Below are 22,309 nucleotides of genomic sequence, written 5' to 3' on the forward strand. Positions count from 1 at the left end.
TCCGACGTGTGCCCCGGACCGTGCGCCAACCAAGCCCGCAAGGCATGGGAGGCGTACGACCAGGCCATCACCCGCCACGACTACGAAACGCTCCTCCACCACGACGCCCTCGAACACCACCGCGCCCTCCTCACCGCCTGGCACCCGCCCCTGGCCCTGCCCATCGAGCCCGCGCCGCCGGCCCGGCCCGAACCACCCACCATCCCCATCCCCACCGGCGCCCCCATCTGGTGCCCGCGCTGCCGCTCCACCATCCGCAACGCCCTCTACCGGCTGAACGAGCTGGCCCCCGTCATCTACGCCGACGTCACCGGCCACCGCGGCGCGGCCCCTACCGGGCCGAACGGCACGAAGCCCCTCAGCCCCGCCCAGGTCATCGAGCGGCTGGACGAGATGTACGGCGACCTCGCCACCGTCGCGTCGCAGTGGAAGGAGTACCGGCGGCATCCCGTCCGGCCGTCGCTGTCGCGCGGCGCGGATGCCCGCAACGTGGTGGTCGCGTACCTGTTGGAGCAGCTCGACAACATCCTGTTGCACCCCGGGTCGGTCGAGTTTGGCCTGTCTGTGCTGCGGTGGGAGAAGCGGCTGGCCGAGTTGGCGAAGGCAGACCCGGTCAGCCGGCGTAGCCCGATCGAGTGCCCCAGGTGCCGGGAGCGGCAGGTGCGCAGGGAGGATGACGGCTACTACAAGTGCGGGTCGTGCGGCCGGTTGTTGAATCAGGAGGAGTATGACCGGCACCGGTGGCAGCAGGCTGAGGAGCACGACCACGAGCAGCAGGAGGCACACGCATGAGCGACGACCTGGCCAAGGATCTGGAAGAGGCGCACCACATCATCCGCTGCCTCCTCCACTTGGCGGGCGGCACGGTGGACATCCCCGACGAGCTGATCATGTCCATGGACCGGCACAGGCTGATGCAGGTGGACCGGAGCCCGCTCGGCGGGATGACGTTGACGCTGGAAGGGAGACTGCTGTGACGGTCAAGACCACGGTCGTCGCGGACGCCGCCGACCCCAAGCAGGGCATGACGCTGGACGAGCTGGCCGCGTTCGTGCAGAACGCGCTCCGCCACGACATCCCCAGCGCCACCCACCTGCGCGTACGCGTCACCATGCGCGGCGGCATCAAGCGGATTGAGACCAGGCCGTAGCGGACGCGACGAAGGCCCCGAGCATCAACGCTCGGGGCCTTTCGTGTGCCCGGCTCAGGGTCGGTCTTCAAGGGAGAGCGGCCACCCGTTGGCCATGGCGAACTGCATCAGCAGTCGGTACGCCCGCACCGCATCAGCCGGGGCCTTTTCCTCGTCGATGTAGGCGAAGCCGTCCGGGAGGGTCACGATCGCGTCCGCCTTTCGGAACAGGTTGTCGAACCGCTGCAGGTCCGCGCGGTAGTAAGCGGGCACGGGGCTGTAGTCGGGCGCGGGCGTCGTGCGGGCGGTCGGGTTGGCGGCGAGCGTCATCGTCTCGGGTAGTTTCTCGCCGTCGCGTGCGGCGTGGACGGTGTAGGTGGTGTCGCCGAGCGTCCGGCCGGCGGCGGTGCGGGCTGCGGTCATGGTGGGGGCGTAGACGCAGAACTGGTCAGGGCCGTTGCCGGTGTCGCCGGCGCGGACGATCCAGGTGCGGTTCGTGGTGCGGGTGTCGCGGATCTGCTGGACGATCGCCTGCTGCTCGTCGGGGTCGGTGGTGACGAATCTGGCGAAGTCGTCGTGGTCGGCCGGGGTGAGGCGGGGGTCGTTGGCAAGGATGTCGGCGTACCGGGGCTGGATCTGCATAGCGGGGCTCCCTTCAGCTGGTCTGGCAGTCCGAGAGGCGGCCGTCCCCGTACGGCCGCCCGTGCGCACCGCCAGCTCAGTCGCCGGCCCACCCGGAGTGGCCGGGCTCGACCAGCCGCACCACGCCCGACTCCAGCTCCCGGATCTCGGTGTGGCGGTGCACGCGGTGGATGCGCCCGTCGCTGCCGACGATGCCCACGTGGGTGTCGGAGCCGTAGTCGTCCACGTCCACGATCCGGTGCCCGCCGGGGAGCGGGGCGCCCTTGCGCAGGGCGTGCACCTGGTAGCCGAGCAAGCCGCCCCGAGCGGGCACGGTGCGGATGGCGGTGGAGGGCACGTAGACCGCGCCGTACGTGTGGGCGATGCCGAGGGCGAGGTCCTCGATGGTGACGGCGTGGCCCCACGACGCGAGGTCGGCCGCGTGCGTGTCGGTGGTGCTGCACACCTTGGCGAGGCGGCCGGCGTGCCGCTCGACGACCACGAGCGTGGCCTCGGTGGGCAGTTCGGTGTCGCGGCGGAGGTCGGCGGTGATGGGCTCGATGGTGAGCCGGAGCCGAAAGCGGACGCCGAGCGGCGGGAAGGGCTGGGATAATGACCGCATGCCCCCGACCGTGACGCTCCCATGCATCGTGCACCCGGTCGCCGACGGCGTGCTCGTCATCCCCCACGTCCTCCCCATCCACATCCCCGACACCGCGCTCACCCTCACCGTCGCCGAATGGCTCGGACACCCGGCCGCCTGAGCCCCGAAAACCGGCAACCACCTGCACAAACTCCACCCCAGCGTGATCAAAACCTGGGACAATTGAGGCACAAGAAACCCCGGCGACGGCTGGCACCGTCCCGGGAGTGGCCGACTAGTTGGAGTCGAGGTGCACGAAGTTACCGTCACCTGCGGCTGTAGCCGCACCATGAGCACCGATCCGTTACGCGGTCGCGGCGCGTACCGCTGCGGATGCGGGGCAACCGTCAAGGTCAAACTTCGTCCGGTCTTCCGCTGCGTGGCGCAAGGAACCGAGGGAGACGGCTGCCGAACCCGCCCCACCGTCGCGTCCGACGGTCTCGGGATCCCTCTGTGCCATGACCACCTCAAGGCATACCGGTCCTACCTCGACACGATCGACCGGATCAAGCGCATTGACCAGGCCGTGCTCGATGCCCCGAAGCTCGACCCCCGCTACCTGGAGAACACTCCCGAGGCCAAGCGGTCACTGCGCAGAGACCTCGCCCGCCAGCGCGGCAGCATGATCGTCTACTACGTCCGTATCGGCAACAACATCAAGATCGGGTGGACGACCAACCTCAAGCAACGAATGACCACGCTCATGCCCGACGAGATCCTCGCCACCGAGCCCGGCGAAGAACAGCTCGAACGGCTCCGCCACCAGCAGTTCGCCCACCTCCGCGTGCCGCCAGGACGCGAGCGCTTCCGCCCCGATCCCGAACTGCTCGACCACGTCGAGATGCTCCGCAGCCACTACGGGCCGCCCTCTGAGACGTTTCCGCCGCCTGTCGCCGAAGAGACGGGACTAGCGTAAGCCGCTGAACAGGCGTAATATCCGGCGAAGATCGTGCGAGCATTAGGCCCTCCGTCAACCACTGGCGAGGGCCTTTCGCATGCGCCCCGGGGGGTGACAGTGACCGCCTTCGACCGCATCCCCCTACCCGAGGCCGCCGAGCTGCTACGCCGCAGCGAGTCCACGCTGCGCGTGTGGGGCACCCGCTACAAGGCCCGCCGCGTCAAGGTCCTCGGCCGTGTGCACTGGGACTACGCCGACCTCGCCACCATCGACGGCTGCATCCGCCGGGGCGAACCCGTGCCGGCCACCCCTGAAGAGCGTGACAGGGTGCGTGAGGGCCTGCGTACACGGTGGGAGGACGCGGCCTGATGGGCACCATCCAGCAGTACCTGCAGCCCGAAGAAGCCGTCACCCTCAGCAGCAACTTCGCCCGCTACCAGCGGGCCGACGGATCCAGCTTCCCCGTGACCGGCCTCGCCTTCACCGGCAGCGGCACCACTCCGCAGGAAGCGGTCTGGAAGTTCACGCCGCTCGGCTACGGCTCCGGCAACGTCACCATGGACGTCATCTGGTACGCCGCCTCCGGCACCAGCGGCAGCGTGGCGTGGACCGGGTGCGTCGCCGCGATCACCCCGAACACCGACACGCAGGACGTGCAGACCAAGACGTTCGGCTCCGCCGCGCTGCAGATCACGAACCATCTCGGCACGACCGCTCGCCGCCTGCACAAAACAACCCTGAGTCTGTCGTCCAGCCACATCGACAGCATGGCGGCCGGGGACGAGTGCTGGCTGCAGGTGCTGCGCCCGCCGGACCTGGACACATTGGCCGCTGACGCGATCCTGACCAGCGTCCGGCTGTCCTACAGCGACACCTGAGAGGCGGACGGGCATGGCGGTCCGCTTCGACGCCGACGGCGAGTCCTACACGCGCACCATCAGCCTCGGCACCGTCACCAACTGGTCGTTCTGCTGCTGGGTCAAACTGGCCGTTGATCGTGCGGCCGCCACCGTGCTGGCCCAGATCGACAACGGCAGCGGCAGCAGCCGGTTCCGCATCAACGCCTGGAACGGCACCGCCGTGACCTTCCAGACTGACAGCGGCGGCTGGTTCGGCAACGTCGGGCACACCCTCTCTGTCGGGTCATGGTCGTTCGTCGGCGTGTCCGGAACATCCAACCCTGGCCAGGTGCGTACCGCCGCCAGGGCGGCAGGCTCCACCACATGGGCAGGCGGTCAATCGTCGCAGACGAACGTGACATTCAGCGCCAACACGCTGCGCATCGGTGACGGGCAAGCCGCGTCGGAGTGGCTGAACGGCAGCCTGGCGGCGGTGAAGGTGTGGGATCAGGCGCTCACGGTTGACGAGCTCCGGCAAGAGTCCTGGGCCTATCTGCCGGTTCGTACCACGGGGCTGCGTGGCTGGTATCCGTTCCTCGCGCCGGGCACGGTTGATTACAGCGGCGGCGGCTGGACGTTGTCGGGCGGCAGCGGCGCGGCCACGGACGACGGGCCGCCGATTCCGTGGCGGTCGGGCCGCCGCCTGGTCGTCTTCCCCGCCTCCACTCCGCCGGTCGACGCCGAGTTCGCAGCGAACCTCCCCCCGCTCGCAGCGTCCGCGGCGGGCGAGGTCACCGTCACCGGCCAGCTCGCCGCCGCGCTGCCGCCGCTCGACGCCGACATCACCGCGCACCTCGGCAACAACGCCCAGCTCGACGCCGCCCTGCCCGCGCTCGCGGCCAGCCTGACCGGGCAGCTCGACGTCACCGCAACGCTCGACGCCACCCTGCCCGCTTTGACGACGGACATCGCGGTCGAGGCCGAGGCGAACGTCGTCGAGGCCGTCCTGCCCGCGCTCACCGCGACACTCGCCGGCCAGCTCGACATCACCGCTCAGCTCGCCGCCACCCTGCCGCCGCTCACGGTCGAACTCACCGGCGAGACGATCCCGCCACACGGCGACATCACCATCACCACCCCCGGCCCCCAACGCGGCTGGGCAGCAGGCACACCAGCCCGAACCTGGACAGCACCCGCAGCCATACGCGGCTGGAACGCCCGGCCACCCACCACCTGAGGAGGGGAATCGTGCCCCTGGAGATCCCCTCCATCAGCAAGGAGTACGTCAAGGTCCCCATCACCGGGCCGAGCGACCTCACCGACCTCGACGTCAACCTCGCCATCAAACCGCAGGGTGAAGCCCCCGACACCGGCGACTGGAACGCAGGCGTGTGGGTCGGCCGCAGCGCCGCCATCCTCATCGGGCCCGGCAGCGACATCGGCACCCTCACCAAAGGGCTCACGTACGGCATCTGGGTCCAGATCGTCGACGACCCCGAAGCCCCCGTCCTCGGCCCCTACCCGCTCCACATCACCTAAGGAGGCGGCAGTGACCGTCCGCATCTCCACCGCCGCCCGCAACGCCGCCGCCGACGCCATCGCCGCCCTCACCGACGGCGGCGTCCTCCGCATCTACAGCGGCACCCAACCCGCCACCCCCGGCACCGCGCCGACGGGCGACCTCCTCGCCGAATTCGACCTGTCCGACCCCGCCTTCGCAGCCGCCGTATCCGGCGCCGCCAACCTCGACACCACCCCCGCCATCACCGCGACCGGCGCCGACGACGGCACCGCCGGATGGTTCAGGATGTGCGACGCGACCGAGGCGGCGGGCACGGGCCTCGGCGTGCTCGACGGGTCCGTCACCGCCACCGGAGGCGGCGGCGACCTCACCATGAACACCGTCACCATCTCGACCGGCGTCAACGTCACCGTGACCGCCGGCAGCATCACCATGCCCGCCAACGCCTAAGGAGCGGCATGAGCCTCTACATGACCGCCGACGTCCGCTACGACATGACCACCACCGGCAGCCCGCCCTACCAGGCATTCCTCACCTGGTGCGCCAACAACAGCATCCCCGTCCAGACCGGCTGGCAGGTCCGCGCCTACAACGAAACCCCGCTACGCGCCGAACTCGACGTCATCGACCTCGACGAACAAGGCGAGTGGATCACCGGCGAGGACGGCGTCCCCGTCACGCACACCGACACCTACTACCCCGCCGCCCTACCGCCCATCCAGGGGCACATGCCGCGCCTCACCACATGACGCCATGGCCACCCGCCACAACACCTGCGTCAACCCGGCGCTCGCCAACAACGTCGACGGCTGGGGCGGCGGCTCCACACCAACCCGCACAGCCGTCAGCGGCTTCGACCGGCCCTTCGCCGCCCGCTACACCAGCGGCACCTTCGCCACCACCGCGCGCGGCGCCGTCACCCCCAGCGCCCCAGCCACCCTGAGCGTCTACGGCTACTTCGACGTCGACGGCATCGCGGGCGGCGTCACCTACATCGAATGGCGGCGCGGCGACAACAGCGTCATCACCTACAGCCCGTCCAACTTCAACGTGCCCGGCCGATCCACCGTGCGGCTCTCCAACACGGCCACCGCCCCAGCCGACGCCGCCTACGCCGCCCTCATCGTCGAGTTCGGCTTCGCGTCCGGCGCCGGCGACCTCACCATGGTCCTCACCGAGGCCGGCACGATCCTGCTGCCCTATTTCGATGGCGACAGCGACGACGCCGTGTGGGACGGCACCCCCGGCAGCAGCTCCTCCACTCTCCCGGACGTCACACCGGCCGAACTCGCCGCCGGCCTGCCGCCTCTCGATGCCGCGTTCGCCGCGCACGTCGCCGCGCACGCCGCCCTCGTCGCCGCGCTGCCCCCGCTCACCGCATCCGCCACCGGCGACGTCGAAGCCGTCGGCCACCTCGACGCCAGCCTGCCGCCCCTGGCCGCAGCGCTCACCGGCGTCGCCGACGTGCAGGCCACGCTGGCGGGCTCGCTCCCCGCCCTGGCCGCCGCCATGACGGGGACCGTGACCGACCCGCCCGAAGGCGTCCTCGCCGCGGCCCTGCCCGCGCTCACCGCGACGCTCACCGGCACATCCGACGCGACCCCGCCCGCCATCCCGGACGTCACCGTCGGCCCGCCCCGGCTCCGGCAGCCCGCCGGCCCGCCCAGGCTCGGCGCCGTGCTCGTCGGCCCGCCCAGGATCGGAGGCGCCTGATGCCGTACATGCCGGCCAGCAGCCGCGAGCCGCTCTACGTGCCGTTCAGCGAGGACCTGTCGTCCGCCGGTGTGCAGCTCGCCGTCGTGCTGGCCTCTGAGGGCGAACCGGACGACGCCCAGTACCACAACGCCGACTGGGACAGCGGCAGCTCCGAGGCGGTCCTGCCGGTCGGCAGAGACAGCGAGGTGCCGCTGGCGCCGGGCGAGTACGTGGTGTGGGCTCGCTGGACGGTCGGTGATTTCCAGCCCGTCCGCCGGTCCGGGACGCTGACGGTCGGCGCGCCGTGACCATCGCGCCGTCCCCATGGCAGGTCGCCGCCCGCCACTTCCAGCCGAAGACCCGCAAGTGGGCCAGCCCCGGCGCGATGGCCACCGCGCTCGACCGTAACCACCGGCAGACCGCGATGCTCGACCTCATTGACCGCGAGCTCGTCGAACTGTTCGACGGCGACGACTTCGACAAGCTGATGATCTTCTGCCCGCCCCAGGAAGGGAAGTCGCAGAAGGTCTCCCGCCGCACCCCGGCCTGGCTCCTCAGCCACGACCCGACCCTGCGCATCGCCATCGTCTCCTACGCCGCGAACAAGGCCGAACGCTGGGGCCGGCAGATCCGCCGCGACATCCTCACCCACCCCGAACTCGGCATCACCCTCCGCCAGGACTCCCGCGCGGCCGGCCGATGGGAAACCGAGCAGGGCGGCCAGCTCGTCTGCGTCGGCATCGCCGGCGGGATCACGGGCGAACCGGTGGACGTGCTCATCGTGGACGACCCGGTCGAGGGCCGGGCCGAGGCGGAGTCGGCGACGTACCGGGACAGAGACTGGGACTGGTGGGAGTCCAACGGCTCCACCCGCCTCTCGTCCCGGGCGCGAGTGATCGTGATGATGACCCGCTGGCACCAGGACGACCTCGCCGGGCGGCTCGAAGTGCGGGAGCCCGGGGACTGGCGCATCGTCCGCATCCCGGCCATCGCGGGCCCGAACGATCCACTCGGCCGCCGCCCGGGCCAAGAGCTGGAGTCGGTGCAGCGGCGCAAGCCCGGCTACTTCCACGACCTCCAGGTCAAGCGGTCAGCGTACGTTTTCAACAGCATCTTCCAGCAGGACCCGGTTGCGGCCGACGGCAACCTCTTCAAGCGCAGCGACTTCCGGTACTGGCGGCAGATGCCCGCGGACTCCGCCTGGCACGGCGTGCTGGGCGGGCAGCGCGTCGACCTTGGCGGGCGCGCGGTGATGCTGGACGACTGCTGGCGGTTCATCACCGTCGACCTCGCTGCCTCCAAGCGCACGAGCGCGGACTACACCGTCGCGAGCGCCTGGGCCATCTCGCCGGACGGCGACCTGATCCTTCTCGACCGCAACCGGGGACGCATGGAGGAGAAGGAGCACTGGGACCACGTCCGGCCGCTGCGCGAACGGTGGGCCTGCGACACCGTCTTCATCGAGCAGTCCTTCATCTCCACCACGTTGGCGGTGGACGCGACAGCGGCGGGGATCCCGGTGCAGCCGTTGACGGCGGACACGGACAAGATCACACGGGCGATTCCGGCGACGAACCGGGTGAAGGCCGGCCGGGTGTGGTTCCCGGCGCATGTGGATTGGCTGGACGAGTGGTGTGACGAGCTCGCCTCGTTCCCGAGTGCCGCGCATGACGACCAGGTCGACACGCTCTCGTACGCGGCCCGGGTGGTGTCGGCGCACTGGTTGCCGATGGAGACCGCCGAGCAGGTCGACGCCCGACGTGCGGCGCCGGTGGATGACGTGATCGGGCAGGCGTACGCCGCGGCGACTGGTACAGGCGGCGGCCTCGACCTCATGACGATGAACTACTGAACGGGGTGAACACCATGGCCAGCGCCCCGACCCGCGAGATCGGCCACCTCGACACCTACTACGCAGGACTCTGGCTCGGCGACTGGCTCGAACAGATCCCCGACCTCATCTGGCCCAACAGCGTCCAGACGTACGCGCGGATGCGGCACGACCCCCAGCTCACCGCCGTCCTCGCCGCCTACACCCTGCCCATCCGCCGGGCCACGTGGATGCTCGATCCGGCCGGGTGCCGTGACGAGGTCGTCCAGCTTGTTGCCGACGACCTTGGCCTGCCGATCCTCGGCGCGGACGCGGAGCCCGGCCCAGCGAGGCGGCGCGGCGTCTCCTGGGCCGACCACCTTCGCCTCGCGCTCCTGTCGCTGACGTACGGGTTCAGCGTGTTCGAGCGGCGGTACGAGATCCGCAACGGCCGCGCCCGCCTGACGAACCTCGGGGAAAGGCTGCCGCACACCATCGGCGCCATCAACCTCCACCGCGACGGCACCATCCGATCCATCCAGCAAGACATCGCCCCCGCCAACAACCCCATCCCCGCCGACCGGCTCGCCTGGTACGTGCACGAACGTGAAGGCGCCAACTGGGCCGGCCGCTCCATCATGCGCGCCAGCTACGGGCCCTGGCTGCTCAAGCACGAGATGTGGCGCGTCCACGGCACGTCGATCCGCAGGTTCGGCATGGGCGTCCCCTCCGTCGAAGCCCCAGCGGGCGCCACCCCGGCGCAGGTGGCCGAGGCCCAGCGGCTGGCCAGTGCAGCGCGCGTGGGCGATCAGGCGGGTGCGGGCCTGCCGCATGGGTTCCTGTTCAAGCTGACGGGCCTGACCGGCAGCGTGCCGGACGCCATGGCGTTCATCCACTACCTCGACCAGCAGATGAGCCGCAGCGCCCTCGCCGGGCTGATGGACTTGGGCGACACCTCGAACGGCAGCCGTGCGCTCGGCCAGTCGTTCCTCGACCTGTTCCTCCTCAGCCTGCAAGCCGTGGCCGACGAGATCGCCGACGCCGCCACCTCAGGCCAGCCCGGCATCCCCGGCATCGTCACCCAGCTCGTCGACTACAACTGGGGCGAGAACGAGCCCGCCCCCCGCATCGTGGTGCAGGACGTCGGTGCACGACCCGAGGTCACCGCCGAAGCGCTCGACCTGCTCATCCGCTCCGGCGCCATCGACCCCGACCCCGAACTCGAAGCGTACGTCCGCACGACGTGGAAGCTCCCCGACCGCGCCCCCGACGCCCCCACCTCGCGACCCACCACACCGCCGCCCGCACCAGACCCGGCGCCGGAACCCCCTGCGGCCCGCGCCCGGCGCAGGCCCCACGCCCGCCGCCCGCGCGCCGCCGCCGAGGAGGGCGCCACCAGGCGGCAGCTCACCCTCGACGAGGACAGCTCCGGCATGGACCCGGCCGCGATCCAGGCAGCGTGGCAGAAGGCGCTCGACCAGCTGCTCGCCGACTGGCAGGACATCTCCGAAACCTGGCGGACCCAACTCGGCGAGCAGATCGAGCAGGCCATCGCAGACGACGACATCGAAGCACTGTCAACGTTGAGCCTCGACAGTGCGGCCGCCGCGGCGGTGCTGACCGCGGCAATGGTGGCGCTGGCCGGCACCGCAGGCGAGCAGATGACGGCCGAGGCCGCGAGCCAAGGCGTGGCCGTGGAGCCGCCGCCGGTAGATGAGGAAGGGCTCGGCGCGGTCGCTGCGGTCATCGCGACCCTGCTGGCTGTGTGGCTGGCCGGGGCCGCGGCTCGCGAGGCTCTGCGCCTGGCCGTCCCGGGCGCTACGGCCGCGGCGGTGGCTGTCGCCGTGGTGGCGTTCCTGGCCGGCCTGTCGGACCGGTTCCTGCGCGACCAGCTCGGCGCCGCTCTCTCCCAGGCGCAGGCGTCCGGCCGGTTCGCGGTCCTACATGAGGCGCCCGCCGCCCAGTACATCAGCACGGAGGTGCTCGACGCGTCCACGTGCGGGCCGTGCCGGGCCGTCGACGGCGAGCAGTTCGACGACCTCGCCGCGGCCGAGGCCGCGTACGGGACCGGCTCATACATCGACTGCCAGGGCGGCATCCGCTGCCGAGGCACCGTGTTCGCCCTCTGGACCTAGGAGACCCTGGTGAAGCATCGCCCGCCCTGGCCGCCCCGCGCGGGCGACTGGTACCGCATCACGAACCTCGCCGACGTGGCCGAGGTCGTCATCTACGACGAGATCGGCTGGTGGGGAACCACCGCCGAGGCGTTCATGAACGAGCTGCGGGAGATCACCGCGTCTCAGATCACCCTCAGGATCAACTCGCCGGGCGGCGACGTGTTCGACGGCATCGCCATCCACAACCTGCTCCGCTCCCACACGGCGCACGTGACCGTGCACGTGGACGGCCTGGCCGCCTCCATCGCCTCCGTGATCGCGCTGGCCGGTGACCGGGTGGTGATGGAACCGCACTCGCAGCTCATGATCCACGACGCGTCCGGCTTCTGTTACGGCCAGGCCGCCGACATGCGCGAGATGGCCGACATGCTCGACCGGCACAGCGACAACATCGCCGGCGTCTACGCCGAGAAGACAGGCGGCACCGTCGCCGACTGGCGCGAGCGCATGCGCGGCGAGCAGTGGTTCTCCGCCGAGGAGGCCGTAGCCGCCGGCCTGGCCGACGAGGTCGGGCAGCGCCGCGACGACGGCGACACCGGCGACGAGCCCGTCACCAACAGCAGCACGTGGGACCTGGCTGCCAGGTTCCGCTACCCCGGCCGCGCCGCCGCCCCCGCGCCGGTGCTGGCCACGCTGACTCCCCCGGCCGAGCCGGCCGCGGGGCCCACTGAATCCGATCAGGAGGAGGACAGCATGTCCACTCTGAGCGAGGGCCTGCGTGAGCGGCTCGGCCTTTCCGCCGACGCTGAGCTCGACGACACGGCTCTGCTCGACGCGCTTGACGAGGCTCTTGCCGAGCGTGCCGACGACACCCCTGCCGAGCCTGCCCCGGCGCCCGCGCCGGAGCCGGTCGCTGCGCGCCTGCCGGAGGGCATGGTCGTCATCGACCAGGCCGCCCTCGACGAGCTGCGCACCCAGGCCGCGCAGGGTGTGGCCGCCCGCGACCAGCAGCGCGCCGAGGCCCGCGACCGCGCCCTCGACAACGCGATTGCCGCGGGCAAGTTCCCGCCCAGCCGTAGGGACCACTACGCCGCGGCGTGGGACGCCGACCCCGACGGCACCCGCCAGCTTCTCGACTCGCTCGCCGAGGGCCTCGTGCCGCTGGCCGACCTCGGCACGCCGGGCCGCGAGGACACCCTCAGCGGCAACGCCGACTTCGACCGGCTGTTTTCCACCCCCGGAAAGGACGCCTGATCATGGCCGACTACCTGCCGGTCTACACCAACGGCGCCGAGCCGTTCTCCGCCACCACCAGCGCCGCTGTCACCGGCGGCCAGGTCCTCTACGCCAGCGGCAACGGCACCGTCGCCCCCACGGCCGGAGCCAACGGCGCCTACGTCGGCGTCGCCGCCCACGACGCCGCCTCCGGCGCCCGCGTCACGGTGTGGCCCGTCTCCGGCGTCATCCACGAGACGACCAGCCCCGCCGGCGTCACCGCCGGTGCCGCGCTCACCTCGTCCACCTCCGGCGGTGTCGACTCCGGCACCCTCGGCACCATCGCCGCAGCCGGAACCCTCATGGGCACGGCGCTGACCACGGCCGCAGCGGGCGCTAAGACCCGCTGGATCGGCCGCTGAAAGGAGCTAGTGCATCATGCCCGTGAACCCGCCTCCGGCGCCCACCCTGTCCGGGGATCTCCTCACCATCCACCGGCTGCTGCAGTCCCCCGCGCAGATCCAGCGCCGCCTGCGCACCATCCAGGACATGCGGTTCATCGCCGACCAGGTGCTGACCCAGCGCTACCGCAGCGCGGGCGGCGCCGTCCTGTACGAGGTGTCCGAACCGATCTTCAACACGCGGCCGATCGAAGCCGTGTCGCCCGGGTCGGAGTACCCGAAGGACGTCACGGCCGAGGGCGCCGCCGCGCTGGCCGCGGTCTCCAAGTGGGGCCAGGCCACCAGGCTCACCGACGAGCGGATCAAGCGGAACGCCAGGCCGGGCAACGAGCTCGACCGGGTGCTGCGCAAGGTCGTCAACACGGTGATCAAGCACATCGACACGATCACCATGTCGGCGGTCGCCTCGGCCGTCACCGCGACGCAGGCCGCCGGTGACGACTGGGTCGCCTCGACGGCGACGATCCTGCGGGACATCGAGCTGGCCGTGGCCGACATCGAGGACCTGCAGATGGGTTACCGGCCGGACACGATCGTCATGTCGAACACGAAGTACGCCTATCTCGCGTCGGACGAGAAGATCGCGAACCTGCGGCAGCGCGAGACCAGGGACAACCCGGTCTACGGCGGTGAGGTCGAGGTCATCGGCGGGCTCGTCGTCGTCAAGGCGCCGCTGTCGGTGCTGCCGTCGGACGACGTGTGGATTCTCGACAGCATGCAGCTGGGCGGCATGGCGGATGAGGCTGAGGTCGACCCGGGCTACACGGTGGCGGAGATGGCGGTGCAGGTGCAGTCGGAGCGGCTGGCCCGCCAGGACGGCTGGGAGGTGTGGGGCCGGCGTATCACGGTCCCGGTCATCCAGGAGCCGGCCGCCGGGATCAAGATCACCGGCACGAACCCTGCGTAGGAGGACCAGTCATGGCGAAGCGATATGAGGTGACCGGGGCGTGCATCACGCACATCCCGGTGTCGACCTCGCAGGGCCCGATGCTGGTCACCCTGTACAGGGGCGCTGCTCTGCCGGCCGACGTGCCGGAGGATCGCATCCGGCATTTGCTGGACTCGAACCTCATCGAGCCGATCGAGGACGGCAGCGAGCCGGAGCCCGTCGAGGAGGAGTCCGGTCCGGCGGGCGTCAACTCTCGCTCCAGCAAGGGCGAGCTGGTCGAGTACGGCGTGGCCCAGGGCGGCGACCGCGCCGAGCTGGACGCGATGACGCGCGACCAGCTGCTCGACCGGTACGTCCGCAAGCCGGAGTAGTCGTGGCCCGGCCGCCGGTCCCCCCGTAGCCGCCGGCCGGGCCACCCCAACCGAATAGCGAGGAGGGGCTGTGGCGGAGCCGTGGACACCGTCGTTGGAGCAGGTGGCCGACCACATCCCCACCCGCACCCGCAACGCGAGCACGCCCGGCGACACGTCCCTGCTCGGCACGTTCACCGCGCAGACCGAACCGACCGACGAGCAGACGCGCCGCCACATCGCGGCGGCATGCGTCGAGGTGCTCGGCGCGGTCGGTGGGACGGTGCCGGACACGCCCGCGTTCCTGGCCGGGCTGGCAGGCGAGGCGGCTGCGCTGCGTGCCGCCGCGGACATCGAGCTGGCGTACCCGAACCGCAACGCCGACGCCGACCGGTTCGCCCAGCTGGACCAGCGGGCGAAGAACGCGCTGCAGCGCCTGATCGACGCCGTCAACGATGCCGGGTCCGGGCCTGAGGGCGGCCTGTCGCCGCAGTGGGCGTTCCCGGATCCGCCCTGGTACGGCGACTACCCGCTCTGAGGAGGTCCTTGTGGCTGACGTGGTGTGGGTGTGGAACGAGCCCGAGGTCTTCTACGTCCTCAAGAGCTACGAGGGGCCGGTCGGGTTGCACATCGCCAAGCTGGCCCGCCGGTGCACTCGCACTGCCAAGCGGTTCGCGAACGTGTCCCCGGCCGGGGACATCGAGGCGGGCCGTCCGCCGGGTTACATGCGCTCCAAGATCCGGTGGGATCGGGGCAGGGACCTGATCGGCGTGTACGCCGACATCTCCTCCCCGGCCCGTACCGCCCGCGACAACGCCCCCTACGGCCTGTTCATGGAGGTCGGCACGCGGGCGCACATCATCCGCCCGAAGCGGCCCGACGGGTGGCTCCGCTTCATGGTCGACGGCCGGGTCGTCTTCGCCAAGGTGGTCCACCACCCCGGCACCCGCCCCTACGCCTACCTCCGCCGCGCCCTCGCCTCCCTGCGAGGAGCGTGATGGCGCGCGTCGCAGCGACCACGGCCGTCCTGGCCTGGGTCAACGCCCACCCCACCCTCAAACAGCCCGGCGCGCTGGACCTGGGCGCGTTCGACACGCAAATCCGCTCCCCCTCCCGGGGCGCCTACCTGTGGCTGACCCGCATCGACGGCGCAGACGCCCTCGTCGCCGAGGACGGCATCGACCAGGCGCGGATGGCGGGCGTGGTGTTCGCGGCCACCCGCACCGCGGCCGAGGCCGCCGCCGTGGCCTACTGCAACGCGCTCGCAGCCGTCTCCGGCACGCACACGCCGATGGGCGACGCGACCTGTCTCGTGGTGGACGACATCGTCGGGCCGCAGCTCATCGACGACCAGGCTGGCGCGCGCGGCGAACTGGTCGCCTACCAGGTCGACGCGACCTTCTACCTCCGCTGACCTGTCCTCTCTCTCTGTCTCCCGCCGTGTCTTGACCTGGAGGTTTCTGATGGCGGCTCTCACCCTGCAGGTGCTCGCGCCTGGAGGTATCGAATCCGATCTAGGTCCGGCGGCGTCCGGCGGTGACACGTGCCCGGCTGGTGCCGGGATCTTTCTGGAGGTGGCCAACGGCAGCGGCAGCTCAGTGACGGTCACTCTCGCGACCCCGGGCACGGTGGACGGGCTGGCCATCTCGGACCGCGAGGTGGCGGTCCCGGCCGGCGAGACGTGGAAGATCCCCGTCCCCAGGATTTTCGCTAAGGCGGACGGCCGCTGCGACATCACCTACAGCTCCGCCACGTCGGTGACGGTCGGCGCGTTCAAGGTCGCCTGATGGCCGGCCGCCGCGACGTGAAGCCGTCGCCCACCGCCGCGCTCGCCGCGCCCGCGCCGCCGTACTACATCGCCACCCGGCCGCTGCACATCGGCGGCCAGTTCGGGCGCGCCCACAACGTGGGCGACCGCGTCCCCGCCGAGCACGTCGAGCTGTACGGCTGGCACGACGGCGTGCGACTCCCAGACGGGTACGAGGCGCCCGCCTCGGCCCCCACCATCGCGCCTGAGACCGGGTCCGGCCAGGCCACCAGCAAGGAAGGTGAAGCCTGATGGCTCGTGGAAACCCGGCCAACCTCGCACTCGGCCCCGGGTCGTTGTACGCCGCTGTGCTCGGCACCACCGAGCCGACCGACCTGACCACGCCGTGGGAGACGGTCAGCGCGGCGTGGATCCCGCTCGGATACACCGAGGAAGGCTCGACGTTCAACTACAGCGTGGACTCGGAGAACGTGGAGGTTGCGGAGGAGTTGGACCCGGTCGCGGTCGCCCTCACCAGCCGCGAGCTCTCCCTGTCGTTCGCGCTGGCGGAGATCACCGCCGCCAACCTCAAGCTCGCCCTCAACGGAGGCACCATCACGTCCGGCGCGGGCATCGTCACGTTCGAGCCGCCCGACCTCGGCGAGGAGGTGCGGATGATGCTCGGCTGGGAGTCGGAGGACCACACCGAGCGGTGGGTGTACCGGAAGTGTCTTCAGGTCGGCTCCATGGAGATGAGCCGCGCCAAGGGCGCCGCCAAGGCCACCATCTCGTGTGAATTCCGGCTGGAGCGGCCCGCGGACGCCACGAGCTTCAAGGCGATCCTCACGACCGCGAGGGCCGCGTGATGGCGAAGCGCTCCTACACCTCCCAGCCCGCCACTGACGCCCCGAAGTTCGAGGTCGAGTTCGAGCTCGACGGGGTCGAGTTCAGGGGCGAGGGCAGCGTCAACATGCTCGACATCAGCGAGTTCGCCCGTCTGGCGAACGCGGGCGTGGACACCACCGACCCGGCAGCGGTCGCGATCATCGCCGAGATGTTCCACACCCTGCTGGGCGAGGCCGAGTACAAGCGGTTCCTCGCCCACGTCCGCCGCCACAACACCGCCCCGGAGGTGCTGCTGGCCATCATCGGCGACATGTCGGCCGCGGACACGGGCCGCCCTACCAGCAGGTCCTCGGGCTCGCCCGATGGGCCGCCGACCGTGCCGGGTACTGCGAAGGTCGTGTCCTTCTCACGGGGCACCGTCGAGGAGAAGCCGGTGGAGCCGACTCCGGCGCTGGTCTCGTACGGCTGACCGACCTCCCCCTGCGCGACCAGCTCGATATCACCCACGCGCTGTGGATCGAGTGGCAGCAGACCACCGTCCAGACAGCGGCGCTGCTCGGCATGGTCCAGGTGAAGGACCAGAGAAGTTTGCCCCCGCCTGACGCGCACGTCGCGTTCGACGACCAGTTCGGCATCCCAAGACCGGTCCGGCGGATGCCGCGTCACGACCCCGAGGAGCGCATGCGGATCATCGCCGCGCTCGCCAACGCCGGATAAGCCCGCCACGTGAGAACCCGGCGAGGGGGTGACCGTGGCTGGTACCCCGCTCGCCGAAGCATTCGTCCGCGTACGCGCGCTGACCGACAAGTTCAAAGACGACGTCGAGAAGGGCTTCAGCGGGCTGGGCGACCAGTTCGGCAAGCAATTCGCCCGGGAGGCATCAGCCCGGCTCCGACAGGAGCAGACGCAGTTCAGGTCAGCAGGAGCCGACCTGGGCGACGTCGCAGGCACCGCCGCCGGCGAGGCGTTCGGCGACCGGATGGCCGAGCAAGCCGTCGAGTCGTTCGCCGCCCGCCGCGGCGATTTCGTTTCCGAGGCCGAGGACATCGGTGACGAGGCGGGCGAGCGCGGCGGCGAACGCTTCGGCGAGGCCTGGTCGGAGAGCGGCGCGGACGCATGGTCGAAGGACCGGTCCCGGATCATCGACGACGCCGAGGACCTGGGCGAGGACTCCGGGGAGGCGTTCACTCGCGGGTTCGAGCGGCGCGCGAGCGGGGGGTCCCGGGATCTGGGCCGCCGCCACGGCAAGGAGTACGGGGACGGGTTCGCTGATGGGCTGGGCTCGGGCCTGGCCCGGGTGGGCGATGTCGGGCAGCGGGCGCTCGCGTCGTTGCTGCCTGCGCTGGGCCGCCTCACGTCGGGGTTCGGGTCGGCTGCGGGCGCGGCCGGCGGGCTGCTGGCCACCGTCGGCAAGTGGACCGCCTTGGCGGGCGGTGTATCCGCGCTCGCCGCGGCGGCGGCGTCCGCGGCTGGGTACACGGTGGAGCTCGCGGCGGCGCTCGCGCCTCTGGGCGGGCTGCTGGCGGGTCTGCCGGGGGTGGCGTTGAGCGGCGCTGCGGCCTTCAGCGTGTGGAAGCTGGCCACGCGCGGGTTGATGGACGCCATCGGGGCTGCGCTGGCTTACAACGATGAGGCGTTGTCGGCGGCGGTGTCGAAGATGTCGGACGCCGGTAAGGCGTTCGTCGGCGAGTTCCTCAAGATCCGGAACGCGCTTAACGAGTTCGGCGACGCCGCTCAGGGCGCGTTCTTGGCGCCGATCACGTATGAGCTGGAGCGGTGGCTGGCGTCGGCCCAGCAGTTGCAGCCTGCGATCGCTGCGCTGGCTGGCGAGATGGGCCAGATGGTGCGGGTGGCGTTGGACTTCGCGCTCTCAGGTGACGGCGTCCAGCGGCTGAACGCCATCTTGGGCGGGACCCGCGACTTGATCGGCGCGATTCGCTCGAGCTTCGAGCCGCTGCTGCGCGGCTTCTTCGACTTGGGCGTGGTGGGCAATCAGTGGCTGGCGTCGTTCGCGCCAGCGCTGGAGCGGATGCTGGTCACGTTCGGCCAGTGGATGTCGGAGATCTCCCGGTCTGGGCAGGCGCTGGCGTGGCTGAACGACGCCACCCGCGTGTTGCAGCAGCTCGGCCGTCTGGTGCGCGACGTCTGGCAGGCGTTCACGGGCCTGCTGGATGCGGCCTCTAAGGCGGGTGGCAACGCGCTGGGTGTGCTGGGCCAGCTGGCGAGCGCCATGAACCAATGGGTCAACTCGGCGCGCGGCCAGGAGCAGCTGGTCACGGTGTTCCGGGCGCTGGCCGACATCGGCCGCGCCGCCCTGCCGGTCGTGAAAAGTCTCGGTGAGGCGTTCGCGCTGATCGCCCCGCAGATCGCCCGAATAGCGCAGGTCGCGCTGCCCATCCTGGCCAAGGCGATCGACGCGCTCGGCCCGGCCATCGCCGCCGTGGGCCCCGGCCTGACCGCGCTGATCTCCGGGATCGGGCGCGGCATCGAGGCGATCGCGCCCGCTCTTATGCCGCTCGGCCGGATCCTGGGCGACTCGCTGGGCGCGCTGGCGCCGCTCTTCGAGTCGATCGGCCGTGCCATCGCTGGCCTTCTGCCGGGCGTGCAGCTGTTCGTTCGTCTGCTGGCTGACGGGCTGGCACGGATCGACCTGGCGCCGCTCGGCGCCGCCCTGGGCGGCATCCTCGCCGCGGTCGCGCCCCTACTGCCGGTGCTCGGCAATCTCGTCAATCTGATCGTCCAGCACCTCGCCGCCGGGCTACAGGCGGTGACACCCGCCCTGGGCCAGCTCGTGGCTGCGTTCGCGCAGGGCATCGGCACCATCGGCCCGTTCGCGGGCACGCTGGCCCAGCTCGGCGCGACGATCCTCAACACCTTGATGCCGGTCTTGTCGCAGCTCATCCCGGTGTTCGCCTCGCTCGCCGGGCCGATCTTGACGGCGCTCAGCGACGCTCTGACCTCGGTGATGCCGTCCCTTGGGCTGCTGGTGAAGTCGCTCGGCCAGGTCGTGATCGCGCTCGCGCCGATCCTGCCCCTCGTGGCGCAGCTCGCCGCCCAGATCATCAACAGCCTGGTCCCGGCCCTGGCTCCGTTGCTGCCGCAGATCGCCGAACTGATCACCCGGCTCGTCACCGGACTGGCGCCCGCCCTGTCCCCGCTCATCCCGATCGTCGGCCAGCTCGCCGGCGTGATCGGCACGACGCTGGTGCAGATCCTCGCCGTGCTGGTGGACCGCATCGTCGAGCTGCTGCCCTCGCTGTCGCAGACAGCGCAGATCCTCGGCGTTGCGCTGCTCGATGCCGTGACCCGGCTGGCGCCGTACCTGCCGCAGATCGTGGACGCTTTCCTGTCGGCCATCCCCGCCCTGGTCGGGCTTCTGCCGCATCTGGCGCAGCTCGCGGTGGCGTTGCTGCCGCAGTTCCTGGCCGCGCTGGAGGACATCCTGCCGCTGATGCCCGACCTGATCAGGGCGATCATCGAGCTGAACCAAGTGATGCTGCCGCTGATCCCGATCGTGGTGGATTTGCTCGCGCAACTCGCACCGTACATTCCGACCTTCTTGCGACTCGCAGCGGTGATCGCGAAAGAGCTTATCCCGCCTCTGACGGATTTCCTGAGGACAGTCAGCGAGACGGTCGGCGGCGTCATCCGCAAATTCCAAGAGCTTTATGACACGCTTGTCGGCCACTCCATCATCCCCGACCTGATCAACGGCATCGGGTCGTGGGTGGGCCGCCTCCCGGCGATGTTCACCCAGGCCATCGGCAACGCGGTCGATGCCGGGATCAATGAATTCCAGCAATTGTTGTCCTACGTCGGCGGGCTCGGGAGCGCGATTCTCGGGTCGCTCGGCAACATGGGCAGCCTGCTTTTCAACGCGGGCAGAGACCTTGTGACGGGTTTCTGGAACGGCATTGTCAGCATGTGGAATTGGTTCGTCGGCGCGGTCCAGGATTTGTTCGGCAGCGTCGCCAACTGGGCCAAGTCGGTGCTCGGCATCGCCTCCCCCAGCAAGGTGTTCGCCGCGATCGGCCGCGAGTTGCCGCCGGGCATGGTGCTCGGTATCGAGCACAACATGCCGATGCTTGAGCGGGCGTCGCAGCGCATGGCTGAAGCGACCACAGCGGCGTTCCCTGCTGATGTGCCGGCCACTGCTGCGCCGGCGTTCGCGGGAGCGTTCGGCGCTCCGGCTGTCGGCGCGGGTGTTGCTGCTGCGCCTCGGGTGGTGAGCGTGGAGAACATCATCTTGCAGGGCGTGTTCGACCCCAGCAACCCCGTGAGCTACCGGCGGACGGTGGAGAGTCTGCGGCAGGCGATCATCGACCTTGAGCAGGAGGGTTACGCGAATGTCTGACCTCCAGCTTGGACGCCTGGTGCTCAGGGAGACGATGCGCTTCACCGAGTCCGCCTACCAGGGCTGGAGCATGCACATCGAGGGCGTCGAGGTGTGCCCGATGATCACCCGCAGCGAAGTGTGGGCGCGGTTCGATGGTGTGCTGGGCGGCCAGGGCGGGCTGGTCAACGCCCTGTGGGAGGAGAAGGCTGAGCGCAACGGCTACTACACCATCTCCAGTGCGTCGGGTGAGGTGGTGGACCGGAAGCGTCAGGGCATCACCGAGATCGCGTGGAAGATCTCGCTGCAGCGGCATGGCCCGGACACGGACACCGACCTCGAATCCAGGCTGCCGGGCGCGGTGCGAGCGAACGACTTCTCGCTGACGGGCGAGCGGTGGTCGGCGCCGCCGATCGGGCACTACGCCTACTACACCGGCGCCACGCTGCCAAGCATCCTGACCAGGGAGAGCGCCGACGGCGACATCATCGTGTACCGGGGCATCCCGGCGAACACGAACCCCAGGTGGGGCTGCAAGGTCGAGGACTATCTCAGGGGCCGGGTGCGGATCCTGACGCGCGGCGTGGAGCGGGTAGGCACAGCGCACCCGCTGGACACGACGCACTGGGAGATGCACAACGGGCTCGTCAGGGTGCGGCCGCTGGCCGGCGGCATCGAGGTGGCCAGCTTCACCGGCGGTGCGTGGCGGCCGAAGGGCTGGGTCGTGGACGTGGGCGGCTCGCCAGTGGGCGCGTGGGAGTCGGCCAGCGTGCTGGAGAACAACCTCGAACGGTGCGTGCTGCGCCTCGCTGCGTCGCGATCGCCGGTGGGCCGGGTGTATCTCGACCTCACGCTGCGGCGCGGTAGCCGCATCGTGGAGGGGTATCTGCAGCGCGGCGACTCGGGCACGCTGTCGGTGTATCTGGCCAGCGCGGAGACGCTCACCGACTCGACCAGCTACGTGGTGCGCTCGACGAACGACGGCGACGGCAACAGGGTGATCGCGGGCAGCGCGCGCAACTTCGACGCGCACGCGGATGGCGGGCTGACGAAGACGTCGAGCACAGCGCTGGACTTCTGGCTGGGCGTCGTCGCCGGCGGGTCCAGCGCGGTCAGCGGAGACCAGGCCACCAACCTGCGGGATGCCTACATCGGCGCGCTTCCTGAGGTCGTAGCAGCGGTACGGAGGTGACG

At 70.6% G+C, this 22,309-nt stretch carries 31 protein-coding genes; 29 read left to right on the forward strand and 2 right to left on the reverse strand.

Annotation, left to right across the window (positions count from 1 at the left end; all coding sequences use genetic code 11):
• The first annotated feature begins 6 nt into the window (after window positions 1–6).
• From ABZW11_RS26530 to ABZW11_RS26540, 3 genes are read left to right on the forward strand one after another with little or no spacing between them, the layout of a single operon-like run.
• Window positions 7–792 carry a hypothetical protein gene (locus tag ABZW11_RS26530; protein ID WP_355422206.1) on the forward strand — a complete coding sequence of 262 codons (786 nt, stop codon included), beginning with the start codon at window positions 7–9 and terminating at the stop codon, window positions 790–792.
• Window positions 789–977, forward strand: a complete 189-nt coding sequence (locus tag ABZW11_RS26535; RefSeq protein WP_355422208.1) for a hypothetical protein — start codon at window positions 789–791, stop codon at window positions 975–977. The genes ABZW11_RS26530 and ABZW11_RS26535 overlap by 4 nt, the downstream gene beginning before the upstream one ends.
• Window positions 974–1,150 carry a hypothetical protein gene (locus ABZW11_RS26540; protein WP_355422211.1) on the forward strand — a complete coding sequence of 59 codons (177 nt, stop codon included), beginning with the start codon at window positions 974–976 and terminating at the stop codon, window positions 1,148–1,150. The genes ABZW11_RS26535 and ABZW11_RS26540 overlap by 4 nt, the downstream gene beginning before the upstream one ends.
• A gap of 54 nt (window positions 1,151–1,204) precedes the next feature.
• Here the strand turns inward: ABZW11_RS26540 and ABZW11_RS26545 are convergent, their stop codons facing one another.
• The gene (locus ABZW11_RS26545) at window positions 1,205–1,771 is read right to left on the reverse strand and encodes a hypothetical protein (RefSeq protein ID WP_355422214.1); all 567 of its coding nucleotides are present in this window, start codon (window positions 1,769–1,771) and stop codon (window positions 1,205–1,207) included.
• 76 nt (window positions 1,772–1,847) lie between these two features.
• On the reverse strand, window positions 1,848–2,372 hold the full coding sequence (locus tag ABZW11_RS26550) for a hypothetical protein (RefSeq protein WP_355422217.1): 525 nt from the start codon (window positions 2,370–2,372) through the stop codon (window positions 1,848–1,850).
• Here ABZW11_RS26550 and ABZW11_RS26555 point away from each other — a divergent pair.
• The 26 genes from ABZW11_RS26555 (at window position 2,371) to ABZW11_RS26680 (ending at window position 22,307) form a co-directional block, all read left to right on the forward strand.
• Window positions 2,371–2,514 (forward strand): hypothetical protein, encoded by a 144-nt coding sequence (locus tag ABZW11_RS26555; protein WP_355422220.1) that lies wholly within the window; start codon window positions 2,371–2,373, stop codon window positions 2,512–2,514. The two genes, ABZW11_RS26550 and ABZW11_RS26555, sit on opposite strands and share 2 nt — an antisense overlap.
• A 258-nt stretch (window positions 2,515–2,772) precedes the next feature.
• On the forward strand, window positions 2,773–3,309 hold the full coding sequence (locus ABZW11_RS26560) for a GIY-YIG nuclease family protein (RefSeq protein ID WP_355422222.1): 537 nt from the start codon (window positions 2,773–2,775) through the stop codon (window positions 3,307–3,309).
• A 99-nt stretch (window positions 3,310–3,408) separates the two neighbouring features.
• Window positions 3,409–3,660 (forward strand): hypothetical protein, encoded by a 252-nt coding sequence (locus tag ABZW11_RS26565; RefSeq protein ID WP_355422224.1) that lies wholly within the window; start codon window positions 3,409–3,411, stop codon window positions 3,658–3,660.
• Window positions 3,660–4,169: a hypothetical protein gene (locus ABZW11_RS26570; RefSeq protein ID WP_355422227.1), complete on the forward strand. Its 510-nt coding sequence runs from the start codon at window positions 3,660–3,662 to the stop codon at window positions 4,167–4,169. Before ABZW11_RS26565 ends, ABZW11_RS26570 begins: the two co-directional genes overlap by 1 nt.
• A 13-nt stretch (window positions 4,170–4,182) precedes the next feature.
• Window positions 4,183–5,367: a LamG-like jellyroll fold domain-containing protein gene (locus ABZW11_RS26575; RefSeq protein ID WP_355422230.1), complete on the forward strand. Its 1,185-nt coding sequence runs from the start codon at window positions 4,183–4,185 to the stop codon at window positions 5,365–5,367.
• Window positions 5,368–5,378: 11 nt separating this feature from the next.
• Window positions 5,379–5,669, forward strand: coding sequence for a hypothetical protein (locus tag ABZW11_RS26580; protein ID WP_355422232.1), 291 nt, complete (start codon window positions 5,379–5,381; stop codon window positions 5,667–5,669).
• A 10-nt stretch (window positions 5,670–5,679) separates the two neighbouring features.
• Entirely contained in the window at window positions 5,680–6,102 is a 423-nt protein-coding gene (locus ABZW11_RS26585) for a hypothetical protein (RefSeq protein ID WP_355422235.1), read from the forward strand.
• A gap of 8 nt (window positions 6,103–6,110) precedes the next feature.
• Window positions 6,111–6,401 carry a hypothetical protein gene (locus ABZW11_RS26590; RefSeq protein ID WP_355422238.1) on the forward strand — a complete coding sequence of 97 codons (291 nt, stop codon included), beginning with the start codon at window positions 6,111–6,113 and terminating at the stop codon, window positions 6,399–6,401.
• 4 nt (window positions 6,402–6,405) lie between these two features.
• Window positions 6,406–7,365 (forward strand): hypothetical protein, encoded by a 960-nt coding sequence (locus ABZW11_RS26595; RefSeq protein WP_355422241.1) that lies wholly within the window; start codon window positions 6,406–6,408, stop codon window positions 7,363–7,365.
• Complete coding sequence (locus ABZW11_RS26600; RefSeq protein WP_355422243.1) at window positions 7,365–7,655, forward strand: hypothetical protein; 291 nt, start codon at window positions 7,365–7,367, stop codon at window positions 7,653–7,655. The genes ABZW11_RS26595 and ABZW11_RS26600 overlap by 1 nt, the downstream gene beginning before the upstream one ends.
• Window positions 7,652–9,199 carry a phage terminase large subunit gene (gene terL / locus ABZW11_RS26605; RefSeq protein ID WP_355422246.1) on the forward strand — a complete coding sequence of 516 codons (1,548 nt, stop codon included), beginning with the start codon at window positions 7,652–7,654 and terminating at the stop codon, window positions 9,197–9,199. The genes ABZW11_RS26600 and terL overlap by 4 nt, the downstream gene beginning before the upstream one ends.
• Window positions 9,200–9,213: 14 nt before the next feature.
• A complete protein-coding gene (locus ABZW11_RS26610; protein ID WP_355422249.1) occupies window positions 9,214–11,292 on the forward strand; it encodes a hypothetical protein in 2,079 nt (692 codons plus the stop codon).
• A gap of 9 nt (window positions 11,293–11,301) precedes the next feature.
• Entirely contained in the window at window positions 11,302–12,528 is a 1,227-nt protein-coding gene (locus ABZW11_RS26615; RefSeq protein WP_355422252.1) for a head maturation protease, ClpP-related, read from the forward strand.
• 2 nt (window positions 12,529–12,530) lie between these two features.
• Window positions 12,531–12,911 (forward strand): capsid cement protein, encoded by a 381-nt coding sequence (locus tag ABZW11_RS26620; protein WP_355422254.1) that lies wholly within the window; start codon window positions 12,531–12,533, stop codon window positions 12,909–12,911.
• A 16-nt stretch (window positions 12,912–12,927) separates the two neighbouring features.
• On the forward strand, window positions 12,928–13,857 hold the full coding sequence (locus tag ABZW11_RS26625) for a hypothetical protein (protein WP_355422257.1): 930 nt from the start codon (window positions 12,928–12,930) through the stop codon (window positions 13,855–13,857).
• A gap of 11 nt (window positions 13,858–13,868) precedes the next feature.
• Window positions 13,869–14,210: a hypothetical protein gene (locus ABZW11_RS26630; RefSeq protein WP_355422260.1), complete on the forward strand. Its 342-nt coding sequence runs from the start codon at window positions 13,869–13,871 to the stop codon at window positions 14,208–14,210.
• A gap of 70 nt (window positions 14,211–14,280) precedes the next feature.
• Window positions 14,281–14,727: a hypothetical protein gene (locus tag ABZW11_RS26635; protein ID WP_355422262.1), complete on the forward strand. Its 447-nt coding sequence runs from the start codon at window positions 14,281–14,283 to the stop codon at window positions 14,725–14,727.
• A 10-nt stretch (window positions 14,728–14,737) separates the two neighbouring features.
• A complete protein-coding gene (locus ABZW11_RS26640; RefSeq protein ID WP_355422265.1) occupies window positions 14,738–15,187 on the forward strand; it encodes a hypothetical protein in 450 nt (149 codons plus the stop codon).
• Window positions 15,187–15,603: a hypothetical protein gene (locus ABZW11_RS26645; RefSeq protein ID WP_355422268.1), complete on the forward strand. Its 417-nt coding sequence runs from the start codon at window positions 15,187–15,189 to the stop codon at window positions 15,601–15,603. The genes ABZW11_RS26640 and ABZW11_RS26645 overlap by 1 nt, the downstream gene beginning before the upstream one ends.
• A gap of 160 nt (window positions 15,604–15,763) precedes the next feature.
• Window positions 15,764–15,976 (forward strand): hypothetical protein, encoded by a 213-nt coding sequence (locus ABZW11_RS26650; protein ID WP_355422271.1) that lies wholly within the window; start codon window positions 15,764–15,766, stop codon window positions 15,974–15,976.
• Window positions 15,976–16,248: a hypothetical protein gene (locus tag ABZW11_RS26655; protein WP_355422274.1), complete on the forward strand. Its 273-nt coding sequence runs from the start codon at window positions 15,976–15,978 to the stop codon at window positions 16,246–16,248. Before ABZW11_RS26650 ends, ABZW11_RS26655 begins: the two co-directional genes overlap by 1 nt.
• Window positions 16,248–16,802, forward strand: a complete 555-nt coding sequence (locus tag ABZW11_RS26660) for a hypothetical protein (RefSeq protein WP_355422277.1) — start codon at window positions 16,248–16,250, stop codon at window positions 16,800–16,802. Before ABZW11_RS26655 ends, ABZW11_RS26660 begins: the two co-directional genes overlap by 1 nt.
• Window positions 16,802–17,251, forward strand: a complete 450-nt coding sequence (locus tag ABZW11_RS26665; protein WP_355422279.1) for a hypothetical protein — start codon at window positions 16,802–16,804, stop codon at window positions 17,249–17,251. Before ABZW11_RS26660 ends, ABZW11_RS26665 begins: the two co-directional genes overlap by 1 nt.
• A gap of 119 nt (window positions 17,252–17,370) precedes the next feature.
• Window positions 17,371–17,499, forward strand: a complete 129-nt coding sequence (locus ABZW11_RS26670) for a hypothetical protein (RefSeq protein WP_355422282.1) — start codon at window positions 17,371–17,373, stop codon at window positions 17,497–17,499.
• Between the two features lie 34 nt (window positions 17,500–17,533).
• Window positions 17,534–21,136, forward strand: a complete 3,603-nt coding sequence (locus ABZW11_RS26675) for a hypothetical protein (RefSeq protein WP_355422285.1) — start codon at window positions 17,534–17,536, stop codon at window positions 21,134–21,136.
• Window positions 21,129–22,307, forward strand: a complete 1,179-nt coding sequence (locus ABZW11_RS26680; RefSeq protein ID WP_355422288.1) for a hypothetical protein — start codon at window positions 21,129–21,131, stop codon at window positions 22,305–22,307. Before ABZW11_RS26675 ends, ABZW11_RS26680 begins: the two co-directional genes overlap by 8 nt.
• Window positions 22,308–22,309: the final 2 nt, after the last annotated feature.

The organism is Nonomuraea sp. NPDC004580, from assembly GCF_040609855.1.
Classification (GTDB): Bacteria; Actinomycetota; Actinomycetes; order Streptosporangiales; family Streptosporangiaceae; genus Nonomuraea; species Nonomuraea salmonea.

Excerpts from the sequence above, each read along its gene's own strand:
- ABZW11_RS26535 (WP_355422208.1), top strand. The coding sequence starts at position 789 with ATGAGCGACGACCTGGCCAAGGATCTGGAAGAGGCGCACCACATCATC.
- ABZW11_RS26545 (WP_355422214.1), bottom strand. The coding sequence starts at position 1,771 with ATGCAGATCCAGCCCCGGTACGCCGACATCCTTGCCAACGACCCCCGC.
- ABZW11_RS26555 (WP_355422220.1), top strand. The coding sequence starts at position 2,371 with ATGCCCCCGACCGTGACGCTCCCATGCATCGTGCACCCGGTCGCCGAC.
- ABZW11_RS26550 (WP_355422217.1), bottom strand. The coding sequence starts at position 2,372 with ATGCGGTCATTATCCCAGCCCTTCCCGCCGCTCGGCGTCCGCTTTCGG.
- ABZW11_RS26570 (WP_355422227.1), top strand. The coding sequence starts at position 3,660 with ATGGGCACCATCCAGCAGTACCTGCAGCCCGAAGAAGCCGTCACCCTC.
- ABZW11_RS26575 (WP_355422230.1), top strand. The coding sequence starts at position 4,183 with ATGGCGGTCCGCTTCGACGCCGACGGCGAGTCCTACACGCGCACCATC.
- ABZW11_RS26590 (WP_355422238.1), top strand. The coding sequence starts at position 6,111 with ATGAGCCTCTACATGACCGCCGACGTCCGCTACGACATGACCACCACC.
- ABZW11_RS26595 (WP_355422241.1), top strand. The coding sequence starts at position 6,406 with ATGGCCACCCGCCACAACACCTGCGTCAACCCGGCGCTCGCCAACAAC.
- ABZW11_RS26600 (WP_355422243.1), top strand. The coding sequence starts at position 7,365 with ATGCCGTACATGCCGGCCAGCAGCCGCGAGCCGCTCTACGTGCCGTTC.
- ABZW11_RS26610 (WP_355422249.1), top strand. The coding sequence starts at position 9,214 with ATGGCCAGCGCCCCGACCCGCGAGATCGGCCACCTCGACACCTACTAC.
- ABZW11_RS26620 (WP_355422254.1), top strand. The coding sequence starts at position 12,531 with ATGGCCGACTACCTGCCGGTCTACACCAACGGCGCCGAGCCGTTCTCC.
- ABZW11_RS26625 (WP_355422257.1), top strand. The coding sequence starts at position 12,928 with ATGCCCGTGAACCCGCCTCCGGCGCCCACCCTGTCCGGGGATCTCCTC.
- ABZW11_RS26630 (WP_355422260.1), top strand. The coding sequence starts at position 13,869 with ATGGCGAAGCGATATGAGGTGACCGGGGCGTGCATCACGCACATCCCG.
- ABZW11_RS26645 (WP_355422268.1), top strand. The coding sequence starts at position 15,187 with ATGGCGCGCGTCGCAGCGACCACGGCCGTCCTGGCCTGGGTCAACGCC.
- ABZW11_RS26655 (WP_355422274.1), top strand. The coding sequence starts at position 15,976 with ATGGCCGGCCGCCGCGACGTGAAGCCGTCGCCCACCGCCGCGCTCGCC.
- ABZW11_RS26660 (WP_355422277.1), top strand. The coding sequence starts at position 16,248 with ATGGCTCGTGGAAACCCGGCCAACCTCGCACTCGGCCCCGGGTCGTTG.
- ABZW11_RS26665 (WP_355422279.1), top strand. The coding sequence starts at position 16,802 with ATGGCGAAGCGCTCCTACACCTCCCAGCCCGCCACTGACGCCCCGAAG.
- ABZW11_RS26680 (WP_355422288.1), top strand. The coding sequence starts at position 21,129 with ATGTCTGACCTCCAGCTTGGACGCCTGGTGCTCAGGGAGACGATGCGC.